Source organism: Cupriavidus sp. YAF13 (assembly GCF_052113425.1).
Lineage (GTDB): Bacteria > Pseudomonadota > Gammaproteobacteria > Burkholderiales > Burkholderiaceae > Cupriavidus.
The window spans coordinates 22,699-48,628 of the sequence record NZ_JBFRDD010000060.1; the positions used below are offsets into that span (position 1 = coordinate 22,699).

The following is a 25,930-nucleotide window of genomic DNA, read 5'->3' on the forward strand; positions in this document are numbered from 1 at the left end:
GTTTCACACCGTGCCTGGGCAGCCATGCGGGCCGATGTGAAACGTCTTTGCGAATCCTTCCTTCGTATCCGGTTTTTCTCCGACTGTCAGGTCTGACACCGGTCTCTTCCAATGTTCATCCGGTACTCATCCGATACTCATCCGATACTCAAGACCCAATCTGCCAGCTTCCTGGCATCCGCCTCGCTGAGATTGTCGTGCGGCGGCATGGGAATCCGTCCCCAAACGCCCTTCCCGCCCTCGCGGATCTTTTTCGCGAGCCGATCGGGTGCTTCCCCGTCGCCCTTGTACTTGCCCGCCACCTCGGCAAAGCCTGGCCCGACTACCTTGGTCTTCATGCCGTGACAAGAAAAACAGCCGCTCTTGTCAGCCAGCGCCTGCATGTCGGGCGCCGCTTCGACCCGGGCGGCACACAGCACCATCGCCACCATCGCGACCGTGGCCGTCAACGGCAGGAATCCTTTCGCCTTCTGCATATCTACATCCCAATGCTCTGATCATCGACCCGCCCTTGCGCGTGCCGGCGTCGGTGTGCGATGCCGGCACGCGCAGGACAGCTACGCTACATGGTGTCCGGCAGCATTCAGCTCTTGTGCAGCTTGAACACCCACACCGATCCGCCCTGCTCCAGGAAATTCACGCGCTTGGCGACTTCCCCGCCCCACAGCGGCACGGCGCCGCCCCAGCCCGACACCACCGCCACATACTGCTCGCCGCCCTCCTCCCAGGTAACCGGCGGCGCCACCACGCCGCTGCCCGTCTGGAACTTCCACAGTTCCTTGCCGGTCTTGGCATCCGCGGCCTTCAGGTAGCCCTCCGGCGTGCCCCAGAACACCAGCCCGCCGGCAGTGGTCATCACCCCGCCCCACAGCGGCGCGTAGTTCCTGACTTCCCACTCGATCTTGCCGGTCTTGGGGTTGATCGCGCGCAGCGAGCCGATGTAGTCCTCGTTGAGCGGATGGATGGTGAAGCCGGCGCCGAGGAAGGCAGCGCCCTTCTTGTAGCCCACGGGTTCGTTCCAGATATCCATGCCCCATTCATTGGCCGGCACATAGAACAGGCCGGTCTGCGGGCTGTAGGCCATCGGCTGCTGGTTCTTGCCGCCGAGGAAGCCCGGCGCGGCGAACACGGACTGGCCCTTCTTCGGATCGCTGCCCGCCGCCGGGTCGCCCGGCCGGCTTTCCGCGATCATGTTGGGTCGTCCGGTCTTGAGGTCGATGCTGCTGGCCCAGGTGATCTTCTTGACGAAGGGGAAAGCGTTCACCAGCTTGCCGCTGGTGGCGTCGTTGACGTAGAAGAAGCCATTGCGGTCGGCCTTGCCGCCCAGGCGCTTGCCGTCCTGGTCGAAGGTCACGAACTCGTTGACGCCGTCAAAGTCCCAGCCATCGTTCGGGGTGTTCTGGTAGTGCCAGACAATCTTGCCGGTGGCGGGATCGAGCGCAACGGTGGAGGCCGAATACAGATTGTCGCCCTTGCGCATGTGGCTGTTCCACGGCCCCGGGTTGCCGGTGCCGAAGTAGGCAAGGCCGGTCTGCGGATCGTAGGTGCCGCCGAGCCAGGTGGCCGCGCCGCCCGTCTTCCAGGTCTCGCCCGGCCAGCTGGCGTTCTGGGTGCCGGTCACGCCGTTCTCGGTCTTGTTGCCGTCCTTGTCATACTTGTAGCCCATATGGCCTTCCACCACGGGCCTGGACCACACCATCTGCCCGGTCTTGGCGTCGCGTGCCTCGACCCGCCCCACCACGCCGAACTCGCCGCCCGAGACGCCGGTCAGCACCATGCCTTTGACGATCAGGGGGGCCGCCGTGTAGGAGTATCCGGCAGCATAGTCTTCGATCTTCTCCTTCCACACCACCTTGCCGGTCTTCTGGTCCAGCGCTACCAGTTGCGCGTCGAGCGTGCCGAAGATCACCAGGTTGTCGTACAGGGCCGCGCCACGGTTGACCACGTCGCAGCAGGGCATGATGCCTTCGGGCAGGCGGTGCTCATATTTCCACAGCTTGGCGCCTGTCTTCAGGTCGAGCGCGTAGATGCGCGAATAGGAGGCGGTCACGAACATCTTGCCGTCGTGGATCAAGGGCTGCGCTTCCTGCCCGCGCTGCTTCTCGCCGCCAAACGAGAACGACCAGGCCGGCACCAGCTGGCTGATGTTCTTTGTGTTGATGCGGTTCAGCGTGGAAAAGCGCTGGCCTTGCGGGCCCATCCCCCACGACAGCACGTCGCCCGGCGACTTCGCGTCGTTCTCGATCATGGCATCGGTCACCGCGGCCTGCGCCACCAGGCTCGCAGTAGTTGCCGCGAGCACCATCATCACGCGTAACGTCCTCATTGTCTGCTCCTCTCTCTTGTTGTCGATCTTCGCCGGTGTGCCACACACACCAGACAGACTCTTGGCAATTCCCATGCCAATGGAAAACACCCGTATCCGGTCCCATAGCGGCCCAATAGCGGCCTGCCGATGCCTTGATGGCGTACCAGCGCGGAACACTCCGTTGCCGTTGTTGCGGATTTGAACAGCACGCCTGCCCTGATTCAGCGTCTCAACGCGGCGTCCTCATACGCCGGGTAGAGGTGCGTCACATTGCGCAGGTACTCCGCCGGCATGGCGCCCCAGCGTGCGTATGCGTCCGGCACCGGCATGGCGATCACCTCGGCCAGGTCGCGCCCCTCGGATGCCGCCTGGGTCATGCGGGCATCCAGCCACTGCAGGTAGCCGCGTGTCTGCGCAATGGCGTCCGCGCTGCCGAGCGCCGGTCCGTGGCTGGGGATCAGCAGCCGCGCGCCGCTGTCGCGCAGCAGCGCCTGCAAATGGTCCAGGCTGGCCAGCCAGCGCTTGAGATCCGCGTGCGGTGTGGTCGGAACGCGCTCGCGGAACGCCACGCCGCCCGCGAACACAATGCCGGCGCTGCGGTCCACGATCACCAGGTCGTCGGCGGTGTGGCCGTCCATCCGGATCAGATCGAAGGTGTGCCTGCCGATCGTGCGCCGGCCTGGGGCCAGCACGTGGCGCGGCGGCGCCGGTTCGGTGTCGCGCATCCAGTTGCCGCACAGGCGATAGAGGTTGTCGGCATAAGCGGGCCCTTCACGCCGGGCGCCGTCGATGGTGCCGGCCAGCGCGCTGCCGCCCACGTCGGCATAGGCCTGGTTGCCGAAGAAGTAGTCCGGATGCAGGTTGAGATTGAGCACCAGCCGTACCGGCGCCGCCGTGACCGAAGCAATGGCACGGCGCTGCTGCTCGCCGTACTGGCGCGACGGCCCGGTATTGATCACCACCACGCCATCACCCGTGTCGATAAAGGCGGTGTTGATGATGTTGCAGCCGTTGTCTGGCGTGAAATCCGCGTTCGCCCCTTCCAGCAGCCACACGTCGGCGGCGACCTGGCGTGGCGCCAGGCGGTAGTCCCCTTCCTGCGCCAGCGCCGCCTGCGCTGCCAGCCATAGCAGGATCCCGAGCACGCGTTTCATGGCGTCACCTGCGCCGCGAACCGGTTGCCGTTGTTATCGCGTCCGCTCACCGTCATGCCGCGCTCGATGGCCCCGCGCAGGTCGAAGGAGAAGATCGGGTTCTCGGCGACCGGTTCATATAGCGTCAGGCGCAGCATCGCTTCCCGGGTGGCATCGAGCAGGTTCAGCGACTCCACATGGAAGGCTGGGATACCGGCCACCAGCCCGGTGTCCATCGGGTGCATCACGCGCAGCCGCACCCGGCCACCCGCGCCGCCGAGGCCGGGAAACACGCGCGATTCGACCCGGTTCAGCGTGGTGCTCCATGAGCCATCGCGGCGGGTCGCGCCCGGCACCGTGCAGCCGCCGCCGCTGGCATCCACCATCACCCCGCCCACATGCCACACGCCGTCCGGCGTGCGGGCCGCCACGCGCACCGGCGAGGCCTGCTCCAGCTTGAAGCGGAACGACAGCGAGGGGCGCACCTTGCGCGGCTCGAACTCCAGCACCTTGCGGATCGGGTTGCGGTCCACCACCACCACGATGCGATCCACCTCGCCGAGCGCCGATGCATCGAAGGCGATCGGCACCCGCATCGGATCTTCGGCAAAGGCCGGCCCGGTGACCTTGACGCGGCTGTCGAACACGAACGGCGCTTGCTGCAGCGCTTCCTTGTGCACCAGCGGCCATTGCGGCGACTGCAACGGATCGCGGCTCTCCGATGCCCACGCGCCCGCCGCGGCGAACGCCAAGCAAGCTGCCAGCGCAGCGGCATGCCTCATGCCGGCCCCCCGGCCTGGCGCACGCGGCGCACCATCCCGCGCTGCGGGTCGTAGCCCAGCAGCGCCAAGGCGAAAAACACAGCCGTGCAAGCGGCCACCACCGCGAGACTGACTGGTGCGGCCTGCCCGTACAAGGCAAAGCGGATCGCTTCCACGGCATGGGTGAAGGGATTGAAACGCGCGAGCTGGTAGACCACGGTGGCGCCGGACTCCTCCAGCTTCCAGAGCGGATACAGCGCCGAGCTGATGAAGAACATCGGGAAGATCACGAAATTCATGGTGCCGGCGAAGTTCTCCAGTTGCCGCACATGCACCGACAGCAGCAAACCCAACGCCCCCAGCATCAGCGCGGCCAGCACCATCACGGCCAGCGCGCCGGGCAGGCATGCCGGCGCGAAGGTCACATCGAAGGCCATGGCGACAAGCAGGAAGGCGACCATCTGCAGCAACGAAAGCAACGTGCCGGCAGCCAGCTTGCAGGCGAGCAGCCAGGCCCTGGGCAGCGGCGCGGTCAGCAGCAAGCGCATCACGCCCATCTCGCGGTCGTACACCATCGCCAGCGAGGACTGCATGCCGTTGAACAGCGCGATCATGCCGAGCAGGCCGGGCGTGACAAAGACCTTGTATTCGACATAGGTGTCATAGGGCGGCACGATGGCAACACCGAGCGCGTTCTGGAAGCCGGCCGCGAAGACCAACAGCCACAGCAGCGGCCGCACCAGCGACGAGAACAACCGCCCGGGTTGCCGGAAGAACTTGTGCAGTTCGCGCCCGGCCACCGCGCGCAAGGCGCGCCAGGCGTGGATCAGGGTGGTAGTCATGGCTCGGGCGTCGCCTCCTTATTTGCCTGGCCGGCACGCGGTGTCGGCGGCGTCGGCGCCCAGCGTGTCGAGATTGTTCTTCGGATGCAGCACGCCCTCCACCGGGGCCACGCCGGCCACGCCGTCGGGATGCGCCAGCAGGACCGGCTGGCGCAGCTGGCGGTCCCAGCGCCGGAAGGACAGCGGCGGCCCCTTGAAGCCATCCACCACCACCGCTTCGGAGACCAGGGCCTCGGCCTGRCCGGCAAAGCCGCCCTTGGGCTGACGCGCCACGCTTTCGGCGATCGCCTTCACGGCCACCCACGCGGCCCAGTCGTAGCCGGTCATGGGGCGGCCCGCCGCCTTGATGAAACGCCGGTTCAGCTGCGGCCCGCCGTTGCGCTCCCAGGCCCAGTGCCAGGCCTGGGCGGCCAGCCCGCTGGCACCCACCACCGGGCGCGGCAACTGGGTCGCATAGGGCACGCTGCGCGCGAACTCGCCGTCGGCATCGGCCACCACCACCACGTCGTAGTCCACGCCGGTGGTCAGCAGGCTGAGATTGCCCAGCTCGCGCTCGCGCGGATCGTTCGACAGCTTGAACGCGCGCTGCGCCGACCACGCAATACCGAAGCGGCGGGCGGCCTGCGTGAGCACGGCGCGCTGCGCCGCATCTTCCGGCGACGGCCCGCTCAGCAACAGCGCACGGCGCCACTTGCGCAGCGCCAGGTATTGCATCAGCGCATCCGCCTGCATGCGCTGGCTGGGCAGCGTGTGGAGCAGGTGCGGCGCGCAGCCAGCGCCGCGCAGTTCATCGTCGGCGGCGGAAACGTTGAACAGCAGCGCTTCGCCGGGCTTGACCGCGCGCGCCGCCAGCCTGACCGCCGGAGCCGGCAGGTCGAGCAGGATAAAGCGCGTGCCCTGGCGCGCCAGCGCGGCTACCATCGGCCCCACCTCGGCTTCGCTGCTGGCCTCCTGCGCATCGAGCCGCAGGACCTGCCCGGCGGCTTCCAGCGCAAAGCGCGATTCCGCCGCTGCCACGCGCGCGCCGTCCACGGGACGGCCTTGCGGCTGGCCGGGATAACGTTGCTCCATCCGCCTGGGTGCGTAGCGCGCATCGCCGGCCATGGAAACCACGGCCACCCGTACGTCAGCCGCGTGCGCGGTGGCCGCAAGCCACGCGAACACGGCCAGCCAGCGCAGCCTGGCCGCCGGGCTAGTCATCGATCGCCACCGAATGCGGCACCCTGCCCGCCTTGAGCGTGGCCACGGCCTTGTTGCTTGCGGTGTCGACCACGCTGACGTCATCCGACAGCCCGTTGGCCACATAGAGCCAGGCGTTGTCACGCGTCAGCGCCAGGCCCCAGGCGCGGTGCCCCACCAGCACGTAGTCCAGCACCCGGCGCGAAGCCACGTCGACCACGGCCACGTGATTGGCGCGGCCCAGCCCGATATAGGCGCGCTTGCCATCGCTGCTGGCGACCAGCCCGACCGGGGTCACGTCCTCGGCACGGAAACCCTTGGGCGTGAAAGCGATGGTCTGCACCACTTCCAGCGTATCGGTGCGGATCACGCTCACGCTGGCGGCCAGTTCGTTGGTCACCCACAGCTCCTTGCCGTCCATGGCGAGCAGCAGGCGGCGCGGGCGGTTGCCGACCTGGATATTCTTGACCAGCTTGCGCGAAGCCACGTCGATCACATGGACCAGATTGGCCACTTCCGAGGTGACGTACACCCGCTTGCCGTCCGGGCTGGCCTTCACGCCCTCGGGCTCTTCGCCCACCTTGATGGCAAACACCTTCTTGCCGGACGCGGTGTCGTAGGCCGACAGCAGTCCGTCCTCCTCGTGGGAGACGTAGAGCGTGCGGCCGTCGGGACTGAGGTCGAACAGTTCCGGATCGTCGCCGACCGGCAGCGAGGCCACGGTCTTGCGGCTCGCCACGTCGACCACGTCCACCCGGTTATCGTCGCTGCAGGCCACGTAAAGGCGCCGCCGGTCCGGCGACAGCTGCAGGTGGCGCGGGCGCTTGCATTGCCGCCAGACGGCGATCAGTTGCCTGCTGGTGGCGCTATAGGCGGCCACGGCGTCGTCTTTTTCGCTGGAGACGAAGACCTGCCCGCTGGCGTTGCGGCTTTCGGCGGCACCGGCCACGCCGGCGGCAATCAGCAGCAGCGTGGCGGCCACGGTGGCGCAGGCGATCAAGCCAAGGGTGGGCGGCTTGTTCATGCGGGGACGCGCTCGGTGGCTCGCTCGGTGGCTCGGGTCGGCGATGCTGGGAAGGTAGTCAGGGCCAGGAAGGCCTGCTCCAAGCTGTCACGCTCGGCCGCGCCGCGCAGCGCGGCCGGGGTGCCATCGAAGCGCACCGCCCCGCGATGCAGCACGATCACGCGATCCGCCTGCTCCACCTCCTGCACCAGGTGCGTGGCCCACAGCACGCCGGCCTGCGCCTGCGCGGCAAGCCGGCGCGCATCGGCAACGAGCTGCGCGCGCGAGGCCGGATCGAGCCCGACAGTGGGCTCGTCCATCAGCAGCACGGCGGGCTCGTGCAACAGCGCGCGCGCCAGCTCCACCTTGCGCCGGTTGCCGCCCGAGAGCTCGCGCACGGCCGCCCCGGCCCGCCCGGCCAGGCCGAAATCCTCCAGTAGCCGGGCAATCCGCCCGGCGGCAACGCGGCGCGCCATCCCGTGCAGGCCGGCATGGAAATGCAGGTTGGACAAGACCGACAAGTCCAGGTCGATGGCCGGCTGCTGGAACACGATGCCGAGCCGGGCCAGCGCGCGCACCGGGTGGCGCCGCATATCCGTCCCCATGACCGTGACCCGCCCCGCGTCGGCCACGAACAAGCCACTGAGGATCTGGAACAGCGTGGTCTTGCCTGCGCCGTTGGGGCCCAGCAGCGCAACGAATTCGCCGCGCCGCACGTCGAGCGAAACGCCGTCCAGCGCGTGCTGGTTGCCAAAGCGCTTGCGCACGGCCTCACAGCGCAGCGCCAGCGGGGATTCCGGGGCCATCACAGGTGCTCCTTCGGCAGCGCCGTGCCCACCCGCTCGGCGAAGCGCCGCTCCACGTCCCAGGCGCGCTGCAGGTAGGCTTCGTACCGGGCGGTGTTCAGGTAGGTCAGTTCCTGGTCGTACCTGGCCAGCTCGGCCACGTGGCGAGGCTGGTACATGGCGATGCGGAACGCGTCTTGCAGGCGGCTGACGATCAGCGGGTCGGTGCCGCGCGGCACGCCGATGCCATAGGGCGAGTTGTGGATCGCGTGGTCGAAGCCCAGCTCGCTGACGGTCGGCACCTCTGGCCAGCGCGCCGAGCGCTGCGCGCTGAACACCGCCAGCAGGCGCATCCGCCCGCTGTCCACGAAGGGCGCGAAGCCGGTCGAATTCACGCCCGCCATCAGCGAGCCATTGGCCACCGCCAGCATCTGGTCCGCGGTGCCGCGGTAAGGCACGTGCACGTAGCGCACGCCGCTGCGCCCGAGCACATCCTCCATGGCCAGGTGCGCGGTGGTGCCGATGCCGGTGGAACCCACCGTCAGCTCCCCCGGATGGGCACGGCCCCAGCCGATCAGGTCGTCCAGCGTGTGGAAGGGGCTGTCCACGGGCACCACGATGCCGAAGGTGTAGCCGGAGACCATCAGCACCGGCTGGATGTCGCGCAGCGGCTGCCACGCGGTTTTCTGCTGATGCGGGAAGCGATAGACCGTCAGCGGCAACTGGCCGATGGTGTAGCCATCCGGCCGCGCGGCGGCAAGCACGCCGCCCACCAGCGTGCCGCCGGCGCCCGGTTTGTTTTCCACCACGATGGGCTGGCCGAGTTCGCGCCCGGCCAGCTCCGCCAGCACGCGCATCGAGATATCGGTGGCACCGCCCGCCGGCCACGGCACGATCAACGTGATCGGGCGCACCGGAAAGCGTTGCGCCGCCTCCGCCGGCGCGGCCAGCGCATTGGCCAGCGCATGGGCCAGGCCAAAGCAGAGCAGCAGCGCGCAAGCAAGACGACTAAGCATGGCCCGGCAGGAGGTGGAGGTTGAGGTGGAGGCGTTCATGCCGGTTAGTGGAGCAAGGCCGATGCCATGTGCGGTGCAGCATGTGCACCGTGCGCCGCCGGGCCTTCTCCCGCATCGCCCCGGAGGGCGCCCGGCCATCAGGCAGCGACGCGCGTTGTGCAGTGCGCTGGCGGGCGTTGTACCGCCGCGGAACACGGCTCCTGCCCGCGGGGCAACGCTGTCCCGTTTTGCAACAGAGGCTCAGCCGAAGCCGTGCTCCATCGCATAGCGATGCATTTCGACCCGGTTGGCCAGGCCCATCTTCTTGCGGATCAGCGTCTGGTAGTTCGCCACCGTCTTGGTGCTGAGGTAGAGCTGCGCGGCCACTTCCTCGATCGCCGTGCCGCGCGCAAACAGGCGGAACAGGTCGAACTCGCGCGGCGACAAGGCCAGGTGGGGCGGAAGCTGGCTGCCGGCGGCGGCCAGGCCGGCGACATCGTCGGACAGCGCCTGCCGCCCGTTGGCCACCTTGCGTACCGCGTCCACCAGGGCCTCCGGCGCGCTGCTCTTGGTCAGGTAGCCGGCGGCGCCGGCCCGCATGGCCTGGCTGACGATGGCAGCGCTGTCGTGCATGCTGAACACCAGGATCCGCAATGCGGGCACCCGCGCGCCCAGCCGCTGCAGCACTTCCATGCCGCCGCGTCCGGGCATCGACAGGTCCAGGATCAGCACGTCGGCGGGATGCTGCGTCAGCCAGGCGTAGGCGGCATCGCTATCGCCGAACTCGGCCACCACGCGCACCCCCTCCTCCAGTTCGAGCAGCCGCCGGTATCCGGTGCGCACTACCGCGTGATCGTCGGCAAGGACTACGTCGATCGTTTTCATTCGCTCTGGCTCCCATGTGGTTGAACCGGCTTGGCGAAGGCCTGCTGCGCAAGCGGAAAGCTTGCACTCAGGCGGCAGCCGGGTGTGGCGAGGGCCGCGGCGCAGGCAGGTTCGATGTGCAGCGTGCCAAGATGGGCCCACGCACGCTCCTGCATGCCCCGCAGGCCATGACTGCGCTGCAGCGCCGCGGCGACGTCGGCAATGCCCTGGCCGTCGTCCTCCACGCTCCAGCGCACCGCTTCCCCGGCGCCCGTGGCAGCAATGTGGATCGCCACGCGGCGTGCGCCGGCATGGCGCATCACGTTGGTCAGCGCTTCCTGCGTCATGCGGTACAGCGTCAGGATCAGCTCGGGGCCCGGCGCCACGCCGCCAAGCGCCACCGCATAGTCCACCTCCACGTGCTGGCCGGGCTGGTCGCGCCAGGCCTGCACCAGGTCCTGCAGCAGGCGCTCCACCGAAGCCAGCCGGCCGTCGGGCCGCACGCCGTGCGGCCGCAGCCGGTGCAGCAGATGGCGTACCTCGTGCTGGATCCTGGCGCAATGCCCGGCCAGGTCGTTGGCCACGAGTTGCAGCACCGGCTCGTGGACGCTCTTGCGCACCAGGTAGGCGGCATCGGCACGCATCGCGGTGAGCACCTGGCCGAACTCGTCGTGCAGTTCTCGCGCCAGGCGCGCCCGTTCGCTTTCCTGGGCGGTCAGCAGCTTGCGGCTCAGGGCGCGGCGCTCCGCCTGGGTTTCGTCCAGCGCGCCGGCCAGATGGTTGAGCGCACGGCGGAGCTGGTCCATCTCGCGCGTGCGCATGGGCGGCAGGCGCGCACTGTAGTCCTTGTCTTCGTAGCGCCGGATAGCCTCCAGGATCTGTTGCAGAGGGGCAACGGCCCGTCCCAGGGCCCAGTGGATGCCAAGCAGCAGCAGCGCGCCATAGACCGCCAGCATGGCGAGGTAGCCGGCCATGTCGCCGCTGGCTTCCCGGATTTCGCTCTCCGGACTCCAGCGCAAGGCGGCGCGGTAGGTGGCGCCGTCGCGGGTGTGGATCTCCCAGCTGCTTTCCAGCCGCGCCGCATCCGCACCCAGGCCCGGAAGGGCAAGCAAGCCGCCCCAGGCGGCACTATCCCGCGGCTGCGGCGCGCTCACCAGCACCTGGCCCGTTGCATCCTCCAGATGCAGCCACAGGTGGCGCATTTGCGCCGAGGCGTTGATGGCGCGCAGGGCGGCGAGATGCGCTTCGCGTTCGGCCGGGGCCGCCGTCTGCAAGGCCGACAAGCGCGGTATCAGCTGCGCCATGGCGTCCGCGCCACGCCGCTCGTCGCCGATGGCGCGCACCGCGAGCCATAGCGCGGCCACCAGCGCGCAGCACAGGCAGGCCGCGCAGATCCAGATGGCGCGGCTTAACAGATAGCGAGACATCGTCATGGCAATGACGCCCCCGGGAGATTGCAGTGGACGGTAGAGATGGCCCGCGGATCGGGAGGTTTTCCCGAAGCCCGAGGTACGGAACCTGCTCCCCGTCCCTCAAGTTGTTTCCACCAAGCCGGCACCCAACGCAGGTGCCCCGGCCGATCGTTCCGAGGAGATGCAAGATGCCAGCCAACCCACCCCCACCCAGGCGCAGGGCCTCGCCGGGAGGCGCAACCCTGCGCCGCGGCGCGCCACGGCGCAGCGCGGCCACCGCCATCGCGCTGGCCGTGGCATTGCTGGCCGCCATGCCCACTGTTGCACAACAGGACAGTGGTGTGCAATCCGGGGACAGTGCCACGCTGCCCGAAGTCATGGTGGTAGCCACCGCACCGCTGCCGGGCATTGGCGTGGACCGCAATCTGGTGCCGTACACGGTGCAGACAGTCAGCGGCGACGACCTGAACGGCACGCGCACCGGCACCCTCGGCGAATACCTGGCGCGTAACTTCACCGGCGTCAACGTCAACGACATCCAGGGCAGCCCCTTCCAGACCGACCTCACCTACCGCGGCTTTCGCGCCTCGTCGATCCCGGGTGTGCCGCAAGGGCTGTCCATCTACCTGGACGGGATCCGCGTCAACGAGCCCTTCGGCGATGTGGTGAGCTGGGACATGATTCCCGAAGCCGCGCTGGAAAGCGTCTCGCTGGTCTCCAGCGCCAACCCCGCTTACGGCCTCAACACGCTTGGCGGCGCGCTGGCCATGACCACCCGCTCGGGCCTGACTTCACCGGGCCTCACCGCCGACCTTTCCTATGGCAGCGGCAACCGCAAGCGCGCCGACCTGTCGGGCGGCATCCGCAGCGACAGCGGCTGGCACGCCTTTGCCGCCGGCACCCTGTTCCAGGAGCACGGCTGGCGCGATCATTCGGAGGGCCGGCTCGGCAACCTGTTCCTCAAAGCCGGGTTTGAGGGCGAGACCAACAGCTGGGACGTCTCCTTGCTGCACGGGCGCAGCACCCTGATCGGCAACGGCCTGGTGCCGAGCTACCGCGCGAGCGGCAATGCCCTGCTGCCCGGGCTCTACGAGAGCAATCGCGGTGCCGTCTATACCTATCCCGACAAAACCGAGAACATGGTCACCCAGGCTGCCTTCAACGGCCGCCACTGGTTCGACGACAAGACCAGCGCCGCCGTGCTCGCCTATGTGCGCACCAGCCGCCGCGATACCACCAACGGGGACGTGAACCCGGTCTACGACGCCTACGCGGAAGACTGCGAAGATGGCTTCAAGGCCGACGGCAGCCCGCGCAAGTCCCGCTGCGGCTTCACCCGGAGCGAAGGCGCGGCGCTGGATCCGGCGGTGCGCAACACCACGCACATGTGGCAGCAGTCCGTCGGCATGGCGTTCAGTTTCGCCAGGGAGACGGAAAAGCACCTGCTCAACGCCGGGCTGACGTTCGACCGCAGCCGCCTGACTTACTCGCAGTATGAGCAGCTAGGCACCTTTACCGACGACCGCGGCGTGATCGCGGACCCGAATGCACCGAACGCGCTATTCTCCGGCGTCAGCGGCACCTCGCGCGCAATTGGCCTGTACCTGTCGGACACCTGGGCCGTGACGCCCAGCACCTTCGTGACGGGTTCGGCCCGCTGGAACCACGTGGCCGTGAACAATACGCTGCGCAACAGCGACGGCAGCGAGCAGCCGAGCGAGAGCTTCACCTACCGCCGGCTCAACCCCGCGCTTGGCCTGACGCAGAAGCTGGGCGCCGGGGTCTCGGTATTTGGCGGCTATGCCCAGAACAACCGCGTGCCGACAGTGCTGGAGCTGGGTTGCGCCGATCCCGCCCAGCCCTGCCGCCTGCCCGCCGGCCTGCAGGCCGACCCTTACCTCAAGCAGGTCGTCTCGCACTCCTATGAAGTGGGCGCGCGCTGGCGGCCCTCGAAGGACACGGAAGTATCCGGCTCGTTCTACCGCATCGACAACCACGATGACATCCTCTTCTTGCGCGCCCCCAACACGCAGCAGGGATACTTCGCCAACTTCGACCGGACCCGTAACCAGGGCTTCGACCTGTCCGCCCGGCAGCGTCTTGGCAATGTCACGCTGCGCCTCGGCTACAGCTATCTCGAAGCCACCTATCAGGCCACCGGGCAGCTCGCGGTGGGAGAACGGACCATCGATATCAAGCCGGGCATGCGCATGGCCGGCCTGCCGCGCCACACCATCAAGCTGGGCGTGGACTGGCAGGCGCTGCCCGAACTGACCCTGGGCGCCGACCTGGTTGGCGTGTCAAGCAGCGTGACCAGCGGCAACGAAGACGGCCTGCGCGCCGACCCGCAGCCCGGCAAGGCACCCAAGTACGCGGACTGGAGCACGCCCGGATACGCCACCGTGAACCTGCGGGCGTCCTACCGCGTCAACAAGCATTTCGAGATCTATGCGCGCGTGGCTAACCTGTTCGACCGCCGCTACGAGACCTATGGCCAGATCTCCAGCGACCTGTTTCCCAACGGCAACCTGCTGCGTCCGCACGTGACGCCGGAAGACAACGCCAGCGCGCGGTTCGTCGCGCCCGGCGCACCGCGCAGCGCCTGGATCGGCGTGATTTACCGCATGTAATCCGACAATGGGAGCGCTCGTGGCAACGGTCAATGGGCTATGCCGGCACCTGGCCTTTGGCGGTTAGCTGGGGTATCTGCGCGCAGGCTTCGACCGCATCGAGGCTGGCCGTGACGCCCGCCCGGCGTGCCCAAATCCATGTACCCTGCTAAGGTGGCACGCGTCAGCCGCTGCGTGACGCACGTACCCCTTCCCGGAGATTGCGACATGGCCATCCAGCTCAACCACACCATCGTCTTTTCTCATGACAAGAAGGCGTCCGCAGACTTCCTCTGCGAGATCCTCGGACGTCCCGCGGCCGTGCCGTTCGGGCCGTTTCTTGCCGTACGGCTGGACAACGAGATCACCCTGGACTTCATGGACGCGAAAGGCGATGTTGCTCCGCAGCACTATGCCTTTCTGATCAGCGACGCCGAATTCGAGCAAAGCCTCGCCCGAATCCGCGCGCGCAATCTGATGTACTGGTCGGACCCATACCGCCGCCACCCCGGCGAGGTCAGCACGGACGATGGCTGCCGCAGAATCTATTTCGAGGATCCGAGCAGGCATCTTCTGGAGATCTTCACGAAGGGATAGGAGATGTGCGCATCGAGAGGAAGAGGCACGACGACTATTGGTGGTGGCCTGCAGTCGACAGCATGATTTTCGGTGCATCGGCCTCGCCTTTTTGCTCACATTCCGCGGCAAATCCCCCAAACGCCACAAACGTCGCTCCCAACGATCCCAGTCCCCACAGGGGCGTAAGGAAGTGTATTCAGCGTTGCGAGCTTGTGCTTCTCGATAGAAACGGCATCGAGCCGCACAAGACCCGAAACAAGTCCGCCTCACGAACGAGGGGCGCGACTATCTGGACACGGTCGCCAGAATGCGTTGACGCGTGGCCTATGCGGGCCACGCCACCACCGCCTTCCAATGGCGCGCCGTGCATTCCGTTAACACCAGATCAACGTCTCACGGCGAGACTTGCTTCGGTGCGTCGTACGCGCGCTCGCAAAGTGCTGCGTGACGACCTGGTCGCGCTGCGCGCCGCGCTGTGRCAGGCGCCGAGCGCCGCAGGCCTGGTACGCGGACCGGAACCCGGCTCCAGCCGCCCGCCGCCTGGCCTTGGCCGAGGCGCTGGAGATGCTGCCAGTGACGCTACTGTTGCGCACACGGTGACGCGCATCTAATCTGCGGCATTGGGAAAATGCCTAATGGCCATTGCGACGCCGGTCGGCTACCAATTCAAATGCACGTTCCGATCGCCCATCCGCAATTGGGTGTGCTTTTCTACACCATTGTAGGTTGCCACGACCTGATAAGTCGCCCTCGGCGCTTTGATGAGGCAACGCGGCCCGCTCGAGCGGAAGGATGCAACCTCGACTCCGTTACGCGAAAGGGTGATTGCCACATCGGATAGATACTCACCGCGTGCGCCCTCGGTGAATAACAGTCCCATATCAAAATCCTTCGACTCCGACTTGATTGCCTGCTGCTCGTCCTCGCCAACACCTCCGCAAACGTAGCTGACCGGGCCTATGGTCTGGCGCGCAAGATCGGTTGCGTGTGCGCCAGGGCTCGCCAGTAATGCAACAAGTGCGCCGGCCGTAAGCGCGCAGAGGCCGTTGTGCTTGAGCGTAGGACTGCACATAGGGAACATGCGGCGCCATATATGACGAATTGCTTGCATGGAACATCTCCAACTCTGTCCATACAAATTCGACGACCTAACATTGAAATTGTTCTTTTTTATTTTAAATTATTTAATTCTATTTCAGCCACAAACTTATAGACAATAATTATCTTTATCCACGCACCCAGAATACATCAAAAAGTGATTAATAACCAGGCGAGTACTGATAACTGTGGGACAGTGTCCGATGGCGAATTCTAACCACCTCTCCTACGCTACAATTACCGTCTCCAGAGGAGCTCGGACGCGAAGAGACACTATGGCTTTTCCCGTGCGCGCCGAGATGTGCCGTGATGCCAGCGATGGCTATTTCTCGACCTCCAGGCCGTCCACCACGGATTGCACGCCCTCCACTGCACGGATAGCGTTCAAAGCTGTCAGCTTCTCCGAATCGTTTTGAACTTTGCCATCGAGATGCACAACACCGTTTTCTGTTCTCACTCGAATCCCGGCGGATCGGAGTCCCTTCGTGGCAAGGAGCTCGGCTTTGACTTTCGTCGTGATCGCGTTGTCACTGAGCTTCGCCGCTAATTCGGTAGGCGGCGCCAAGCTGCCGGATTCGGGACGCCCCGGCATTCCGGGCGGGCTGTTCATGGGCAGAGCACCATCCGTTGCTGCTAGTGTTCCTGCATCCGCCAAACTAGCACCAACCGCCGAAGCGGCAAGCAAGCCGACAACACTAGCAAGGCATATCCTTTGGATTGATTTCATCACTGTCTCCTGCTGGTATTCGCGCAGGCCGCGACACATATCCCCCGGGCAACGCGCCCCTGCAATTGCTCCTTTACTCCTTTACAGAAGGGACCATCCAGAAAAACAGTGAGTTCCGCAGTGACGTGGCTACGTTACACATGGAAATAGGTATTGCCATTCGGCCACAAATGAAGAAGCCACCCGGATGTGGCTGGCGGACTGTGCCACTCCGGCTATCTGCCGGTTTCCTCTTGAAACGCTACCTGCTGCACTGCGGCATACCCTAAGATCGTCACGCCATCGCTGTCGAGCTTCCTAGCCTGTTCAGGCAACTCTACCGCTGGCATATCCGGATACATTGCCGAGAGAATTTCATCTGCCTCATCTCTGGACTCAAATGGTCCGAAGTGAACAACTTGATGCCCGGTGATTGCTGCGAACAACCACTCGCCCGTCTCCAGCGGGTAAATTACCGCCAGTGAATGTGCTTGCTGGTACATAAATGACTCCAGATCTTGTTGTGTTCTCCAACACAACTAACGATGCTGACGAGTCCCATCCTCGACGGAACGGGTGCCTCATGCCCTCTGTATGAGCTATTTTAGTAAACCCATCTGGCCTGACAAGAATCGAGTCTTACCGTGCCGGATGCTGCCGCACCGCGCCAATGTCGATGCCGTCAATGTCTATGCCAGCAAACAGCCAGTGCCATTGCTCTACAGTCAGGCATCACCTCCGGGAGCGTGTTGCTTGAGCATCCTGTTCGCGCCATGTCTTGCGCTGCTGGAAGAGTGTATCGATGGCGGTGCGCGCGACTCTCCTCCAGGCGAATGGCCGCGGATCGGCAAGCATGCTGAGCGCGCGCGCATAGTCGAGCGTCAAGCCCGGCGTCCATGCCATCGTGACGGCGCGCTTTCTGATTTGCGCTGCGACCCACAGTTCCGGGGTGACAAGCACGCGCAGAAGGCTGCCCCAGCCGACGCGATCGCCGTGCAGGCGACTGCTCGCGCCGTCGATCGCCGCCTCGAGCGCGTTCGACACTGAACTTGAGCAGTTCCGGTGCGTCAGGTTGTAGGTGATGTCCTGGCGGTAGCGGTTCCAGAACTGCTGCAGTTTCGCGGGATCGTAGTTCCGGATCCGCACCCGCACGGTCGATGGGCACCATGCCTTCGATTCGGTCGCGTAGTCCGGCTGGAACACGCCGGGCACATCGTTATCGCGCGTCGCACGCAGGATGCGTCCGAACTCGTCCGGCGATCGATCGATCTCGACGCTCGGATACAGACTGATGTAGATGCCCTCGGCCGATTCGAGCGCCGCATGGCCGGTGGAGATCACGCCGTTGACGTCCATGGCGGCTATGTATCGGTCCACGATCGGACGAGACTGCACGGGCGCCTTCGACGATCCGGTAGGCGTCCATACGTGTATCGTCAACGCGTGTTCGTCGTCGGCCGGCGGACCGTCCCACTCGGTCTTATCGAATACCTGCGCGGATACCTGCGCGCCGCCGCGCGCGTCCTCGTCCGGCAGCAGCGCTGACTTGCGCGAGCTGCGCAGCGCCGGGTTGCGCGCAAGGCGCCGCGCACGCGCAGAAAGCGAGAGCATGTTCATGCCGCTGATGATCAGAAACAGGCCGAGGCAGTACGGCAGCGTCCCGGCGTAGTGGGTCGGAAACGGCTGATAAAAGAAGGCGGCGACGAGCATCTCGGCAATGCCCCACGCGAAGGCGGCCTTCCAGCGCCGGTAACGGACCACCCATGCGGACACGCACTGCAGTAGCCCATCGGCAAGGAACAACGTGCCGAAGATCATCGACAGGATCAAGTTGCCATGATGATGTCCCGCGAAAATCAGGATCGATGCGCCCACCACGGCGAAACCCTTCACGTACCGCAGCAAGCGCTGCCCGCCAACACCCGTCCACGCAACCGCGAGCGTTGCAAGGCCTTCAGCCAGGAACAGCCAGGCAAAGAAGGTGATCGGAAAGTACGCGGCATTGTCTAACGCGTCGATGAAGACCACCGAGCCCGCGACCACCCAGAGCACTCCTATGCAAAAAATAGCGCGAGAGCGCTTGCGCAGGTAGTCAACCCCCAACAGGAGCATTAACAGTCGGACCATCGCGGCCTCCATAGCCTATTCCCGGCCGCCTTCACGATACCAGCCGGGCAGAACATGACATAAGTCGCAATGACCAAGGTCGCCATCCCTTCAAGGATGAAGGGAATTCACTGCAGGGAATTCTTGGGCACAATAGCGCACTCCGTTCGGCACGTAAACGGAAACCTATCTGGACCATCGCCTAGGCAGGCCTCCAAGTTCTTCGGACAACACGGCGCGGGCCTTTTGCCACGGGCTGCTAAGATAAGACATAGGAGATATGCCAATGAAAACGCCACAAAACATCGACGTGCTCTTCGTCGCCGGTTTTGGCCCGATCGTTCGCGACCCGGCCGCAAGCCGGAAACTCTATTCCGAGGCATTGGGACTGTCGTTCCAAGAAGAGGCCAACGGCTATCTGCATACGGGTGCGCTGGATGGGGTGAAGCATTTTGCCCTGTGGCCGTTGGCGCAGGCGGCTGAGTCCTGTTTTGGCACGGATCAATGGCCTGGCGATCTTCCCGTGCCACAAGCGTGGATCGAATTTGACGTGGCGGATATCGAAAAAGGCACCGCGGAACTGAAGTCGCAGGGCTACAGACTGCTGGTTGCGATGCGAACGGAACCCTGGGGTCAGACCGTCACGCGGCTGCTGGGACCGGAAGGTCTGCTGGTGGGCATCACCCATACGCCCTCGATGCGGAAGTGAACTCGTGCGCCCTCACTCTCCGATTCCATGTAAGCGAAAGTGAACCACTTGGATGATGTTCGCCTGCTGGCGAGAAAATGCCGCTCCTGCCGTCACCGGAGACAGACTTGTGAAGCGAACGTGTAGCGTCCGCTGCGCCGCGGCAAGACCCGCCTGGCACGCCCAACCACGGAGTACCGTTCATGCGACATCACCTTGGGTTCGGCGTGGGCTATCAGCTCGATCGCGGGAGCAGGGATGGTCCGGTGGTGCCACCGCCTTCGTACACCCGCAACACCAACAACGAGCTCACGGTCTTCGGCGGCACCACCATTATCAACAACTTCGATTCACCCAGCGGTACCGCTTTCGCGGTGGAATACCGCCGCGGCATCCTGCCCTATATAGACCTCACTGCCACCTATCTGAACGAGGGCGATGCCCGGGTTGTACGCCGGCAGGGTGTCGCAGCGCAGGCGTGGCTGGTGCGGCCGTTCTTCAATGACCATCTGACGCTGGGGATCGGACTGGGACCCTATGTGGCGCGCGACCGGGACGAGGGCGGTGGCATCACGCACACGCTCGGCCTATTCACCATGTCGGCGAGCTATCGCATCGGGCGGTCCTGGACTACCCGCTTCTCCTGGCACCGCACCGTCACGACCAATAGCCGCGATTCCGATGTGATGGTGCTCGGCCTGGGTTATCGGTTCTAAGAGCCCGGTTGATCAGCCGGTTGATCATTCAAGAATGGGCGACTCCGCATAGCAGCATCCCGCCCATTGCGATATGGACCGACGATCGTTGCACGTTGACGGAATAATGCCGTGACGCTCGACCGCGAAATCGCCACCATCCGCGACTGCATTGCGTCGTCTCCCTGTTTTCGGGCCAAAAATGGCGCTCGACAATGACGAATGAGCGAATCCCACTCCCCCCTTGCCGGAGGACAGCAGAGTGGCGCAGAATCCTCCCTGCAATACCCATATCACGGCATGACGGGCTTGTACGAGGTTGATAGTGCCTCAACGGCATGTAGCTTCGCGATGCCGGGACCCTGCGGGCTGTGGAAGACGGCTAAGGACTGGTGAACACGATGGAAAGCTTCCTGGTACGGCAGGCCACGCGCAAACAAGCAATGCTCGCCGGTATCACGGCGCTGCTTATCCTCTGCGTCTTCGCGATCGCAGTCCCGCGGGCAACCCAGGTGCTACCAGCGGTCCCCCCCTTCATGCCGATGTGCGCGCTGACGGTATTCACCACCGCCTGTATCGCCAGCTTTTTGCTCGGCGCACAATTCACGGTGACCCGGCAGCCTATCCTTGGCGCACTGGGTGGGGCATACGCGTTTACCGCATTGGCGGTGGCTTTGCAGCTGCTAACGTTTCCCGGCGTTTTCACCCCTGGGGGCCTCTTTGGCGCCGGTCCAAATAGCGCCACGTGGATGTGGGTCTTCTGGCATGGCGGCTTTCCGTTTTTTGTGATTCTCGCAGTGGCGGCGCGCAGTTTGTCCATGAAAGATCTGATCCGCCCCAAGCATGTCAGCCTATGGGCATGGGGGCTGGTCGGTGGGCCCGCCGCGATTGGCGTGGTGCTCTGTGGGTTCGCCATCTACGGTGATCTGCCATCCGCCCTGAACGCTGCGGGAGATTCCGGAGCCTACGAGAAAAATGCAACCGCGCTGGCGATATGGTCGCTCAATGTCGTTGCCATTGCTTTCGTGCTGCTGAGCGGCCGCTTGCGGGCCGTACTTGACATATGGCTATCGATTGCCTTGCTCGCTTGCCTCATCGATACCAGCTTGAACCTGCTGAGTGCCGCCAGGTTCAGCGTGGGCTGGTATCTCGCCAGGATATTCAGCATGTTTGCCCCGGGTGTCCTGGTGTGCGTTCTAGTGTGGGAGGTCACCGTTCTGTACCAGCGCCTATTTGCGGCCCATGCCAGCCTGCTGCAAACATCTGTCCATGACGCGTTGACGGGGATCTATAACCGGAGCTATTTCAAAGAGCACTTCAGCAAGGAATTCGACCGTGCGAAGCGTAAGAATTTGCCACTGTCGCTAATCATGATCGATGTCGATCATTTCAAGCTGTACAACGACACCCTGGGCCACCTAAAAGGGGATGCTTGCCTTGTCGCAGTGGCGACCGCGCTTGCCGGGGTCGTTCGCCGGCCGTCGGACCTTGTCTGCCGTTACGGCGGAGAGGAATTTGTAATAGTTCTCCCGGATACAGACCGTCGTGGCGCTTCCGAAGTCGCGGCGCAAGCGCTCCAGATGGTGACGCAGTTAAAGCTCGACGCTCCGACTCCCGTTGGCTATGTCACAGTCAGCGCCGGCTGCGCAACCCTTCGGCAAGAACGCTTTCCGGACGAGCTTGTTGAGGCGGCCGATGCAGCGCTGTACAGAGCGAAAGGCGCTGGGCGAAATTGCGTTTATCTCGCGAAGACTGAATAAAAGTTCCTCCGTGCCCCGTCGCATTGGTCGCTTCACGTTGATGGGTCAATGCGTTTAGGCGCAGCCTCTAAATACGCGCCACGCGCGGTATCTGCACAACCACATCCAGTGTCTTGCCGATCGCATGTGGCAAGCCTCGGCAAACCTATCCCCTCCTGTCACCCGCCTCCCCGATCGAGGGGATTGTTTGCCGACGATAAAACGCTACCATATGAGGATCACAACAACGCCAACATCATCTTGCATGCCGGCATGACAAGGATCTCTTTCAGATTGCGACGCATTGCACAGTGGGTTGCGGCGAGCATCGCGATTGTTGTCGTGGTCGTTATCAATGACCGAAATGCTGTCGATATTCACGCAGGTAGCTCCGACGATGAACAATCAAGCTCCATTGCCGACCTCTGGCATCTGACCGTCACGAAGGCAGAGTCGAGTGACCCGGCAGCGCGTGAATATTTTTCCTTTACTAGCCAGCACGAGTGCGAGAAGCTTCGGCGAGAACTGCAGCTAGAGAATGCTGGCATGGTATCGGTATGTCGGATTAGTACCATGCGGAATATTTAGCAGAATTTCTAGCCGGCCACGCTTGTCCAATGAGCGACGACGTGGCCTCGGCGTCTCGTAAGGCTATTACTCGGCTAACAACCCACGCAGCAGCAAATCCAGAGCCACCATACCTCGCGCCAGTCGCGCACTGCCGTCCTCGCCGTCTGCGATCCAGAACGCCGCTTCGGCCAAGCTGCCGTAAATCAGCGATGCCAGTGCCTGCGGGTCGGCTTCGTCCACGACGCCTTGCCGCATGAGGTTGTCGATCAGCCGTTGCATTGACTCGACGCAATGGCGTTGCGATTCGGGCGACGTGCCGCCCAGCACCGCCCTGGCGTCGCGCAGCACGATGCGCTGGATTTCTGGTTCCAGCGCCATTTCCAGATAGGCGCGGCAGCGGCTACGGAAACCTTCCCAAGCATTCTCGGCGGCGTCGGAGATGACTTGCAGACGCGCATCCATCTCGGCGTCGATCTGCTCCACCACAGCGGCCAGCAATCCCTTCTTGTCGCCGAAGTGGTGATAGAGCGCGCCACGGGTCAAGCCCGCCTGCGCGGTGAGGTCATCCATTGAGGTGTCGGCGTAGCCGTGCTCGCTGAAGACCTTGCGGGCGGTCGCCAACAACGTGGCGCGGGTTTCCTCCATCTCGACGCGGGTGCGACGAACCATCCGTCTTCTCCTTACATACGATCTGCATGATTGTTTACATACATTGCGTATGAATATACGATCTTATTCATACGCTGCGTATGTATTGTCGCCGCACCGTCATACGCTGGCAAGCGGAGGCACCCTGGAGAACGAGATGGACAACCCTTACCGAGAACTTTTTGCTGCGCCCGCCACCAAGGGCTTTGCCTTGGCTGGCCTGTTGGCGCGGATGCCGCTGCCGATGACCGGCATTGGCATCATCACCATGATGTCGCAACTGCGCGGCAGCTACGCGCTGGCCGGAGCCATATCCGCCACCTTCGTGCTGACCTACGCGCTGCTGTCGCCGCAGATATCTCGCCTGGTGGATCGCCATGGGCAGAGCCGGGTGCTGCCAGCGGCAACGGCCATCAGCGTCATCGGCGTGCTGCTCTTGCTCGCCAGTTCCTGGTGGCTGGCACCCGACTGGACTTTGTTTGTAGGCGCTTTACTGGCCGGCTTCATGCCCAGCATGTCAGCGATGGTGCGCGCGCGCTGGACAGCGATCTACCGGGGCCAGCCATGCTTGCAGACGGCCTATTCGTTGGAAACGGTGCTCGATGAAGTCAGCTTCATCGCTGGGCCTCCGCTGTCGGTCGGGCTGTCCGTAGCGGTGTTCCCCCAGGCCGGACCGTTGGCAGCGGCGCTGTTGCTGATGCTGGGTGTGTTCGCCCTGGTCGCACAGCGCGGTAGCGAACCACCGGTCGAGGCGCAGGACGCTGCCATGGATCGCTCGGGATCGGTGATCCACCTGGCAAACGTGCGCTTGCTGACGCTGCTGATGGTGGCGATGGGCGTCATCGTCGGCACCGTGGATATCGTCAGCGTGGCCTTTGCCGAGCAACTTGGCCGGCCGACTGCGGCTAGCCTGGTGCTGTCGGCCTATGCCGTGGGCTCCTGCTTGGCCGGACTGCTGTTTGGCGCACTCAAGCTGCAAACCCCCTTGCACCGCTTGCTGTTACTGGGCGGGCTGGCGACGGCCGCTACCACGCTGCCGCTGCGGCTGGTCGGCAGCATTCCTGCGCTGGCGACCGCCGTGCTGGTGGCGGGGCTGTTCTTCGCGCCCACCATGATCGTGGCGATGTCGCTGGTCGAGCGCCTAGTGCCCGAGCGCCGCCTGACGGAAGGCATGACCTGGCTGCTGGCGGGGCTCAATGTCGGCGTGGCGCTGGGCGCAGCGGCATCCGGCCATGTAGTGGATGACGGTGGCGCACGGRCCGGATTCACGGTCGCGCTGTGCGCGGGCGGCTTGGTGTCGCTGGTGGCGCTGTGGGGGTATCACCGCCTGCGTGCCCATGGCTCGCCCGTACCTGATGCGGCGTGATAACCACTCAACCTGTTTCTCCATTTCAAGGACTTAAGTGCCCCTCATTTCCACGGGCTTCAGGCTCCAGTTATTGAGTCAGCACCTCGCGTACTTGGCGGACCTTCCGACGCGGCCTCCTCTTCGGCTAGCGTACAATTTACGCTCGCGCGGGTGGCCGTTCAACGACCCAAGAAACATCCCGATGGCCTTGGCCTACGACAAATAAGTGATTTTAAAGTACCCCAACCTTTTCATGGCAGCCAGCGTTGGCCTTGCCATGGCCATCGCCACCATTGGAGCCGCAGCGCTCGTTGAGATGCGCCAGGACGCATTTGCGCGCGCGCAAGAAGCATCCTCCAACCTCTCACTCATCCTTGAGCGAGATATTGCCCGCAATCTGGAGATCTTTGAGCTATCGATGCACTCCGTGATCGACGGCGTCAAGGATCCGGAAATTCTCCGGTTGAATCCCGCCATCCGCCAATTGGTGCTGTTTGACCGCTCGACGAACGCGACCGACATGGGTTCCCTGTTGGTGACGGATGAGCAAGGCAATCTCGTTCTCGATTCGCGCTCCACCCCTCCCCGCCCCGTCAATGTCGCTGACCGCGACTACTTCAAAGTGCATCGCGATTCGGCAACGGCCGGGTTGTTTATCAGCCAGCCGTTCCAGCCTCGCTTGACGGAGCAAGCCCAATCGATCGGCTTGAGCCGGCGGTTGTCGCATGCGGACGGCAGCTTTGCCGGCATCGTCGTCGGCACGCTGCGCCTCAACTATTTCAAGAGGCTCTTCGAGGGGACGAAGCTCGGCCCTGGGGGCTCCATCACATTGCTGCGTGACGATGGCATCGTGTTGATGCGCCGTCCTTATGACCCTGCCACTGTCGGCCGCAGCATTGCCGCCAGCCCATCCTTCGCGCCGCTTGTGCAGGCACCGGAAGGATCGTTTGTCGGCATTGCCGCGCTGGACGGTAACGAACGATTATACGATTTCCGCCACGTTGCCGGTTTCCCGCTCGTGGTTGTTATTGGTCTGTCGACCGACGATATTTACGCGGAATGGCGAAAAAGGGCATGGCTGCTCGGCGGACTGATCCTGACGCTAGACCTCGTGATCCTTGTCCTCTCCATCCTGATTTCCCGGCAGTTCAAGCGCAGGCAAGCGATGGAAGAGCACCTTCGGCTGATGGTCAACACCGACGGGCTGACAGGCATCGGAAGCCGGCGGGCACTGGACGAGGCCGCGGACATCGAATGGCGCCGGGCATGGCGCAGCCAGCAGCCCTTGTCGTTGCTGATGATCGACGTGGATCATTTCAAGAACTTCAATGACCGCTACGGGCACGCGGGCGGAGATGATGCGCTGGCTGCTGTCGCCCGATGCATCGCCAGCAACATCCGTAGGCCGGGCGACTATGCGGCCCGCTACGGTGGCGAGGAGTTTGCTGTACTGCTACCCAACACGGGTTTGGACGGAGCCATTGCGGTTGCCGAGAAAATCCGGTCGGCCGTCCAGGATCTGGTTATCCCGAATGCGGGAAGCGCTAACCGGATACTCACGGTCAGTATGGGCGTGGCTTGTGCGGATGGCCGTGCACGTTTCCCTAGCCTGCGGTTTTTCTTCAATGCCAGTGACGAGGCGCTATACAAGGCGAAATCATCCGGACGCAACCGGGTAGCCGTCGCGGAAACGCGGCCGGAGATTCAAGCCCACAGCGAGATCCCGGAGCACTATTGAGACTTGTATAAATCATGACAACCGATTCGAGTCTGACGCGTTATCTGATCAAGGCGTTGATCGGGAGTCGATTGCATGGCTAGGAAGATGGACGAAGCGACCAGAAAGCGGGTTCGCGCTGGAC

Annotated in this window: 24 protein-coding genes; 8 read left to right on the top strand and 16 right to left on the bottom strand. The window is 64.4% G+C overall.

From position 1 onward, the window contains the following. Positions 1-137: 137 nt before the first annotated feature. From AB4061_RS33610 to AB4061_RS33660, 11 genes are all read right to left on the bottom strand, one after another. Positions 138-431: a c-type cytochrome gene (locus AB4061_RS33610; protein WP_441640520.1), complete on the bottom strand. Its 294-nt coding sequence runs from the start codon at positions 429-431 to the stop codon at positions 138-140. Positions 432-583: 152 nt separating this feature from the next. Further along, positions 584-2,326, bottom strand: a complete 1,743-nt coding sequence (locus AB4061_RS33615; protein WP_441640495.1) for a PQQ-dependent methanol/ethanol family dehydrogenase — start codon at positions 2,324-2,326, stop codon at positions 584-586. 203 nt (positions 2,327-2,529) lie between these two features. After that, complete coding sequence (locus tag AB4061_RS33620; RefSeq protein WP_441640496.1) at positions 2,530-3,462, bottom strand: quinoprotein relay system zinc metallohydrolase 1; 933 nt, start codon at positions 3,460-3,462, stop codon at positions 2,530-2,532. Next, positions 3,459-4,223, bottom strand: a complete 765-nt coding sequence (locus AB4061_RS33625; RefSeq protein WP_441640497.1) for a quinoprotein dehydrogenase-associated SoxYZ-like carrier — start codon at positions 4,221-4,223, stop codon at positions 3,459-3,461. Before AB4061_RS33625 ends, AB4061_RS33620 begins: the two co-directional genes overlap by 4 nt. Next, on the bottom strand, positions 4,220-5,044 hold the full coding sequence (locus AB4061_RS33630) for an ABC transporter permease (protein ID WP_441640498.1): 825 nt from the start codon (positions 5,042-5,044) through the stop codon (positions 4,220-4,222). The genes AB4061_RS33625 and AB4061_RS33630 overlap by 4 nt, the downstream gene beginning before the upstream one ends. An 18-nt stretch (positions 5,045-5,062) precedes the next feature. Next, positions 5,063-6,244, bottom strand: coding sequence for an ABC transporter substrate-binding protein (locus AB4061_RS33635; protein WP_441640499.1), 1,182 nt, complete (start codon positions 6,242-6,244; stop codon positions 5,063-5,065). After that, entirely contained in the window at positions 6,237-7,247 is a 1,011-nt protein-coding gene (locus AB4061_RS33640; RefSeq protein WP_441640500.1) for a PQQ-dependent catabolism-associated beta-propeller protein, read from the bottom strand. Before AB4061_RS33640 ends, AB4061_RS33635 begins: the two co-directional genes overlap by 8 nt. Beyond that, positions 7,244-8,032, bottom strand: coding sequence for an ABC transporter ATP-binding protein (locus AB4061_RS33645; protein ID WP_441640501.1), 789 nt, complete (start codon positions 8,030-8,032; stop codon positions 7,244-7,246). The genes AB4061_RS33640 and AB4061_RS33645 overlap by 4 nt, the downstream gene beginning before the upstream one ends. Then, positions 8,032-9,027 (bottom strand): tripartite tricarboxylate transporter substrate binding protein, encoded by a 996-nt coding sequence (locus AB4061_RS33650; protein WP_441640502.1) that lies wholly within the window; start codon positions 9,025-9,027, stop codon positions 8,032-8,034. The genes AB4061_RS33645 and AB4061_RS33650 overlap by 1 nt, the downstream gene beginning before the upstream one ends. A gap of 240 nt (positions 9,028-9,267) precedes the next feature. After that, positions 9,268-9,891, bottom strand: coding sequence for a response regulator (locus AB4061_RS33655; protein WP_441640503.1), 624 nt, complete (start codon positions 9,889-9,891; stop codon positions 9,268-9,270). Next, positions 9,888-11,303: a histidine kinase gene (locus tag AB4061_RS33660; RefSeq protein WP_441640504.1), complete on the bottom strand. Its 1,416-nt coding sequence runs from the start codon at positions 11,301-11,303 to the stop codon at positions 9,888-9,890. Before AB4061_RS33660 ends, AB4061_RS33655 begins: the two co-directional genes overlap by 4 nt. A 167-nt stretch (positions 11,304-11,470) precedes the next feature. On the opposite strand from AB4061_RS33660, the gene AB4061_RS33665 reads away from it, so the two are divergent. Together AB4061_RS33665 and AB4061_RS33670 are read left to right on the top strand one after the other, a co-directional pair. After that, on the top strand, positions 11,471-13,912 hold the full coding sequence (locus AB4061_RS33665; protein ID WP_441640505.1) for a TonB-dependent receptor: 2,442 nt from the start codon (positions 11,471-11,473) through the stop codon (positions 13,910-13,912). Between the two features lie 207 nt (positions 13,913-14,119). Next, the gene (locus AB4061_RS33670) at positions 14,120-14,488 is read left to right on the top strand and encodes a VOC family protein (protein ID WP_441640506.1); all 369 of its coding nucleotides are present in this window, start codon (positions 14,120-14,122) and stop codon (positions 14,486-14,488) included. A 640-nt stretch (positions 14,489-15,128) separates the two neighbouring features. On the opposite strand, the gene AB4061_RS33675 is transcribed toward AB4061_RS33670, so the two are convergent. The 4 genes from AB4061_RS33675 to AB4061_RS33690 form a co-directional block, all read right to left on the bottom strand. Next, on the bottom strand, positions 15,129-15,581 hold the full coding sequence (locus AB4061_RS33675; protein ID WP_441640507.1) for a hypothetical protein: 453 nt from the start codon (positions 15,579-15,581) through the stop codon (positions 15,129-15,131). A 309-nt stretch (positions 15,582-15,890) separates the two neighbouring features. Then, positions 15,891-16,295 (bottom strand): BON domain-containing protein, encoded by a 405-nt coding sequence (locus tag AB4061_RS33680; protein ID WP_441640508.1) that lies wholly within the window; start codon positions 16,293-16,295, stop codon positions 15,891-15,893. 215 nt (positions 16,296-16,510) lie between these two features. Beyond that, positions 16,511-16,777, bottom strand: a complete 267-nt coding sequence (locus tag AB4061_RS33685; RefSeq protein WP_441640509.1) for a hypothetical protein — start codon at positions 16,775-16,777, stop codon at positions 16,511-16,513. Between the two features lie 229 nt (positions 16,778-17,006). Continuing rightward, positions 17,007-18,401 carry an HdeD family acid-resistance protein gene (locus AB4061_RS33690; protein WP_441640510.1) on the bottom strand — a complete coding sequence of 465 codons (1,395 nt, stop codon included), beginning with the start codon at positions 18,399-18,401 and terminating at the stop codon, positions 17,007-17,009. Between the two features lie 265 nt (positions 18,402-18,666). Here AB4061_RS33690 and AB4061_RS33695 point away from each other — a divergent pair, with 265 nt between their 5' ends. The 4 genes from AB4061_RS33695 to AB4061_RS33710 all read left to right on the top strand — a co-directional run bounded on the left by AB4061_RS33695 (position 18,667) and on the right by AB4061_RS33710 (position 22,090). Continuing rightward, positions 18,667-19,089: a VOC family protein gene (locus tag AB4061_RS33695; protein WP_441640511.1), complete on the top strand. Its 423-nt coding sequence runs from the start codon at positions 18,667-18,669 to the stop codon at positions 19,087-19,089. A gap of 182 nt (positions 19,090-19,271) precedes the next feature. Next, positions 19,272-19,784, top strand: a complete 513-nt coding sequence (locus AB4061_RS33700; protein ID WP_441640512.1) for a hypothetical protein — start codon at positions 19,272-19,274, stop codon at positions 19,782-19,784. Positions 19,785-20,164: 380 nt separating this feature from the next. After that, positions 20,165-21,523, top strand: a complete 1,359-nt coding sequence (locus tag AB4061_RS33705; protein ID WP_441640513.1) for a sensor domain-containing diguanylate cyclase — start codon at positions 20,165-20,167, stop codon at positions 21,521-21,523. Positions 21,524-21,706: 183 nt separating this feature from the next. Further along, complete coding sequence (locus AB4061_RS33710) at positions 21,707-22,090, top strand: hypothetical protein (RefSeq protein WP_441640514.1); 384 nt, start codon at positions 21,707-21,709, stop codon at positions 22,088-22,090. A gap of 66 nt (positions 22,091-22,156) precedes the next feature. Here the strand turns inward: AB4061_RS33710 and AB4061_RS33715 are convergent, their stop codons facing one another. Beyond that, positions 22,157-22,741, bottom strand: a complete 585-nt coding sequence (locus AB4061_RS33715; RefSeq protein WP_441640515.1) for a TetR/AcrR family transcriptional regulator — start codon at positions 22,739-22,741, stop codon at positions 22,157-22,159. A gap of 136 nt (positions 22,742-22,877) precedes the next feature. On the opposite strand from AB4061_RS33715, the gene AB4061_RS33720 reads away from it, so the two are divergent. Both AB4061_RS33720 and AB4061_RS33725 read left to right on the top strand, forming a co-directional pair. Next, on the top strand, positions 22,878-24,086 hold the full coding sequence (locus tag AB4061_RS33720; RefSeq protein WP_441640516.1) for an MFS transporter: 1,209 nt from the start codon (positions 22,878-22,880) through the stop codon (positions 24,084-24,086). Between the two features lie 235 nt (positions 24,087-24,321). Next, complete coding sequence (locus AB4061_RS33725) at positions 24,322-25,806, top strand: sensor domain-containing diguanylate cyclase (RefSeq protein WP_441640517.1); 1,485 nt, start codon at positions 24,322-24,324, stop codon at positions 25,804-25,806. Positions 25,807-25,930: the final 124 nt, after the last annotated feature.

Coding starts and splice junctions, on each gene's coding strand:
- AB4061_RS33610 (WP_441640520.1), bottom strand. CDS start 431: ATGGTGGCGATGGTGCTGTGTGCCGCCCGGGTCGAAGCGGCGCCCGAC.
- AB4061_RS33615 (WP_441640495.1), bottom strand. CDS start 2,326: ATGAGGACGTTACGCGTGATGATGGTGCTCGCGGCAACTACTGCGAGC.
- AB4061_RS33620 (WP_441640496.1), bottom strand. CDS start 3,462: ATGAAACGCGTGCTCGGGATCCTGCTATGGCTGGCAGCGCAGGCGGCG.
- AB4061_RS33625 (WP_441640497.1), bottom strand. CDS start 4,223: ATGAGGCATGCCGCTGCGCTGGCAGCTTGCTTGGCGTTCGCCGCGGCG.
- AB4061_RS33630 (WP_441640498.1), bottom strand. CDS start 5,044: ATGACTACCACCCTGATCCACGCCTGGCGCGCCTTGCGCGCGGTGGCC.
- AB4061_RS33640 (WP_441640500.1), bottom strand. CDS start 7,247: ATGAACAAGCCGCCCACCCTTGGCTTGATCGCCTGCGCCACCGTGGCC.
- AB4061_RS33645 (WP_441640501.1), bottom strand. CDS start 8,032: ATGGCCCCGGAATCCCCGCTGGCGCTGCGCTGTGAGGCCGTGCGCAAG.
- AB4061_RS33650 (WP_441640502.1), bottom strand. CDS start 9,027: ATGCTTAGTCGTCTTGCTTGCGCGCTGCTGCTCTGCTTTGGCCTGGCC.
- AB4061_RS33655 (WP_441640503.1), bottom strand. CDS start 9,891: ATGAAAACGATCGACGTAGTCCTTGCCGACGATCACGCGGTAGTGCGC.
- AB4061_RS33660 (WP_441640504.1), bottom strand. CDS start 11,303: ATGACGATGTCTCGCTATCTGTTAAGCCGCGCCATCTGGATCTGCGCG.
- AB4061_RS33665 (WP_441640505.1), top strand. CDS start 11,471: ATGCCAGCCAACCCACCCCCACCCAGGCGCAGGGCCTCGCCGGGAGGC.
- AB4061_RS33670 (WP_441640506.1), top strand. CDS start 14,120: ATGGCCATCCAGCTCAACCACACCATCGTCTTTTCTCATGACAAGAAG.
- AB4061_RS33675 (WP_441640507.1), bottom strand. CDS start 15,581: ATGCAAGCAATTCGTCATATATGGCGCCGCATGTTCCCTATGTGCAGT.
- AB4061_RS33680 (WP_441640508.1), bottom strand. CDS start 16,295: ATGAAATCAATCCAAAGGATATGCCTTGCTAGTGTTGTCGGCTTGCTT.
- AB4061_RS33685 (WP_441640509.1), bottom strand. CDS start 16,777: ATGTACCAGCAAGCACATTCACTGGCGGTAATTTACCCGCTGGAGACG.
- AB4061_RS33690 (WP_441640510.1), bottom strand. CDS start 18,401: ATGGTCCGACTGTTAATGCTCCTGTTGGGGGTTGACTACCTGCGCAAG.
- AB4061_RS33695 (WP_441640511.1), top strand. CDS start 18,667: ATGAAAACGCCACAAAACATCGACGTGCTCTTCGTCGCCGGTTTTGGC.
- AB4061_RS33700 (WP_441640512.1), top strand. CDS start 19,272: ATGCGACATCACCTTGGGTTCGGCGTGGGCTATCAGCTCGATCGCGGG.
- AB4061_RS33705 (WP_441640513.1), top strand. CDS start 20,165: ATGGAAAGCTTCCTGGTACGGCAGGCCACGCGCAAACAAGCAATGCTC.
- AB4061_RS33715 (WP_441640515.1), bottom strand. CDS start 22,741: ATGGTTCGTCGCACCCGCGTCGAGATGGAGGAAACCCGCGCCACGTTG.
- AB4061_RS33725 (WP_441640517.1), top strand. CDS start 24,322: ATGGCAGCCAGCGTTGGCCTTGCCATGGCCATCGCCACCATTGGAGCC.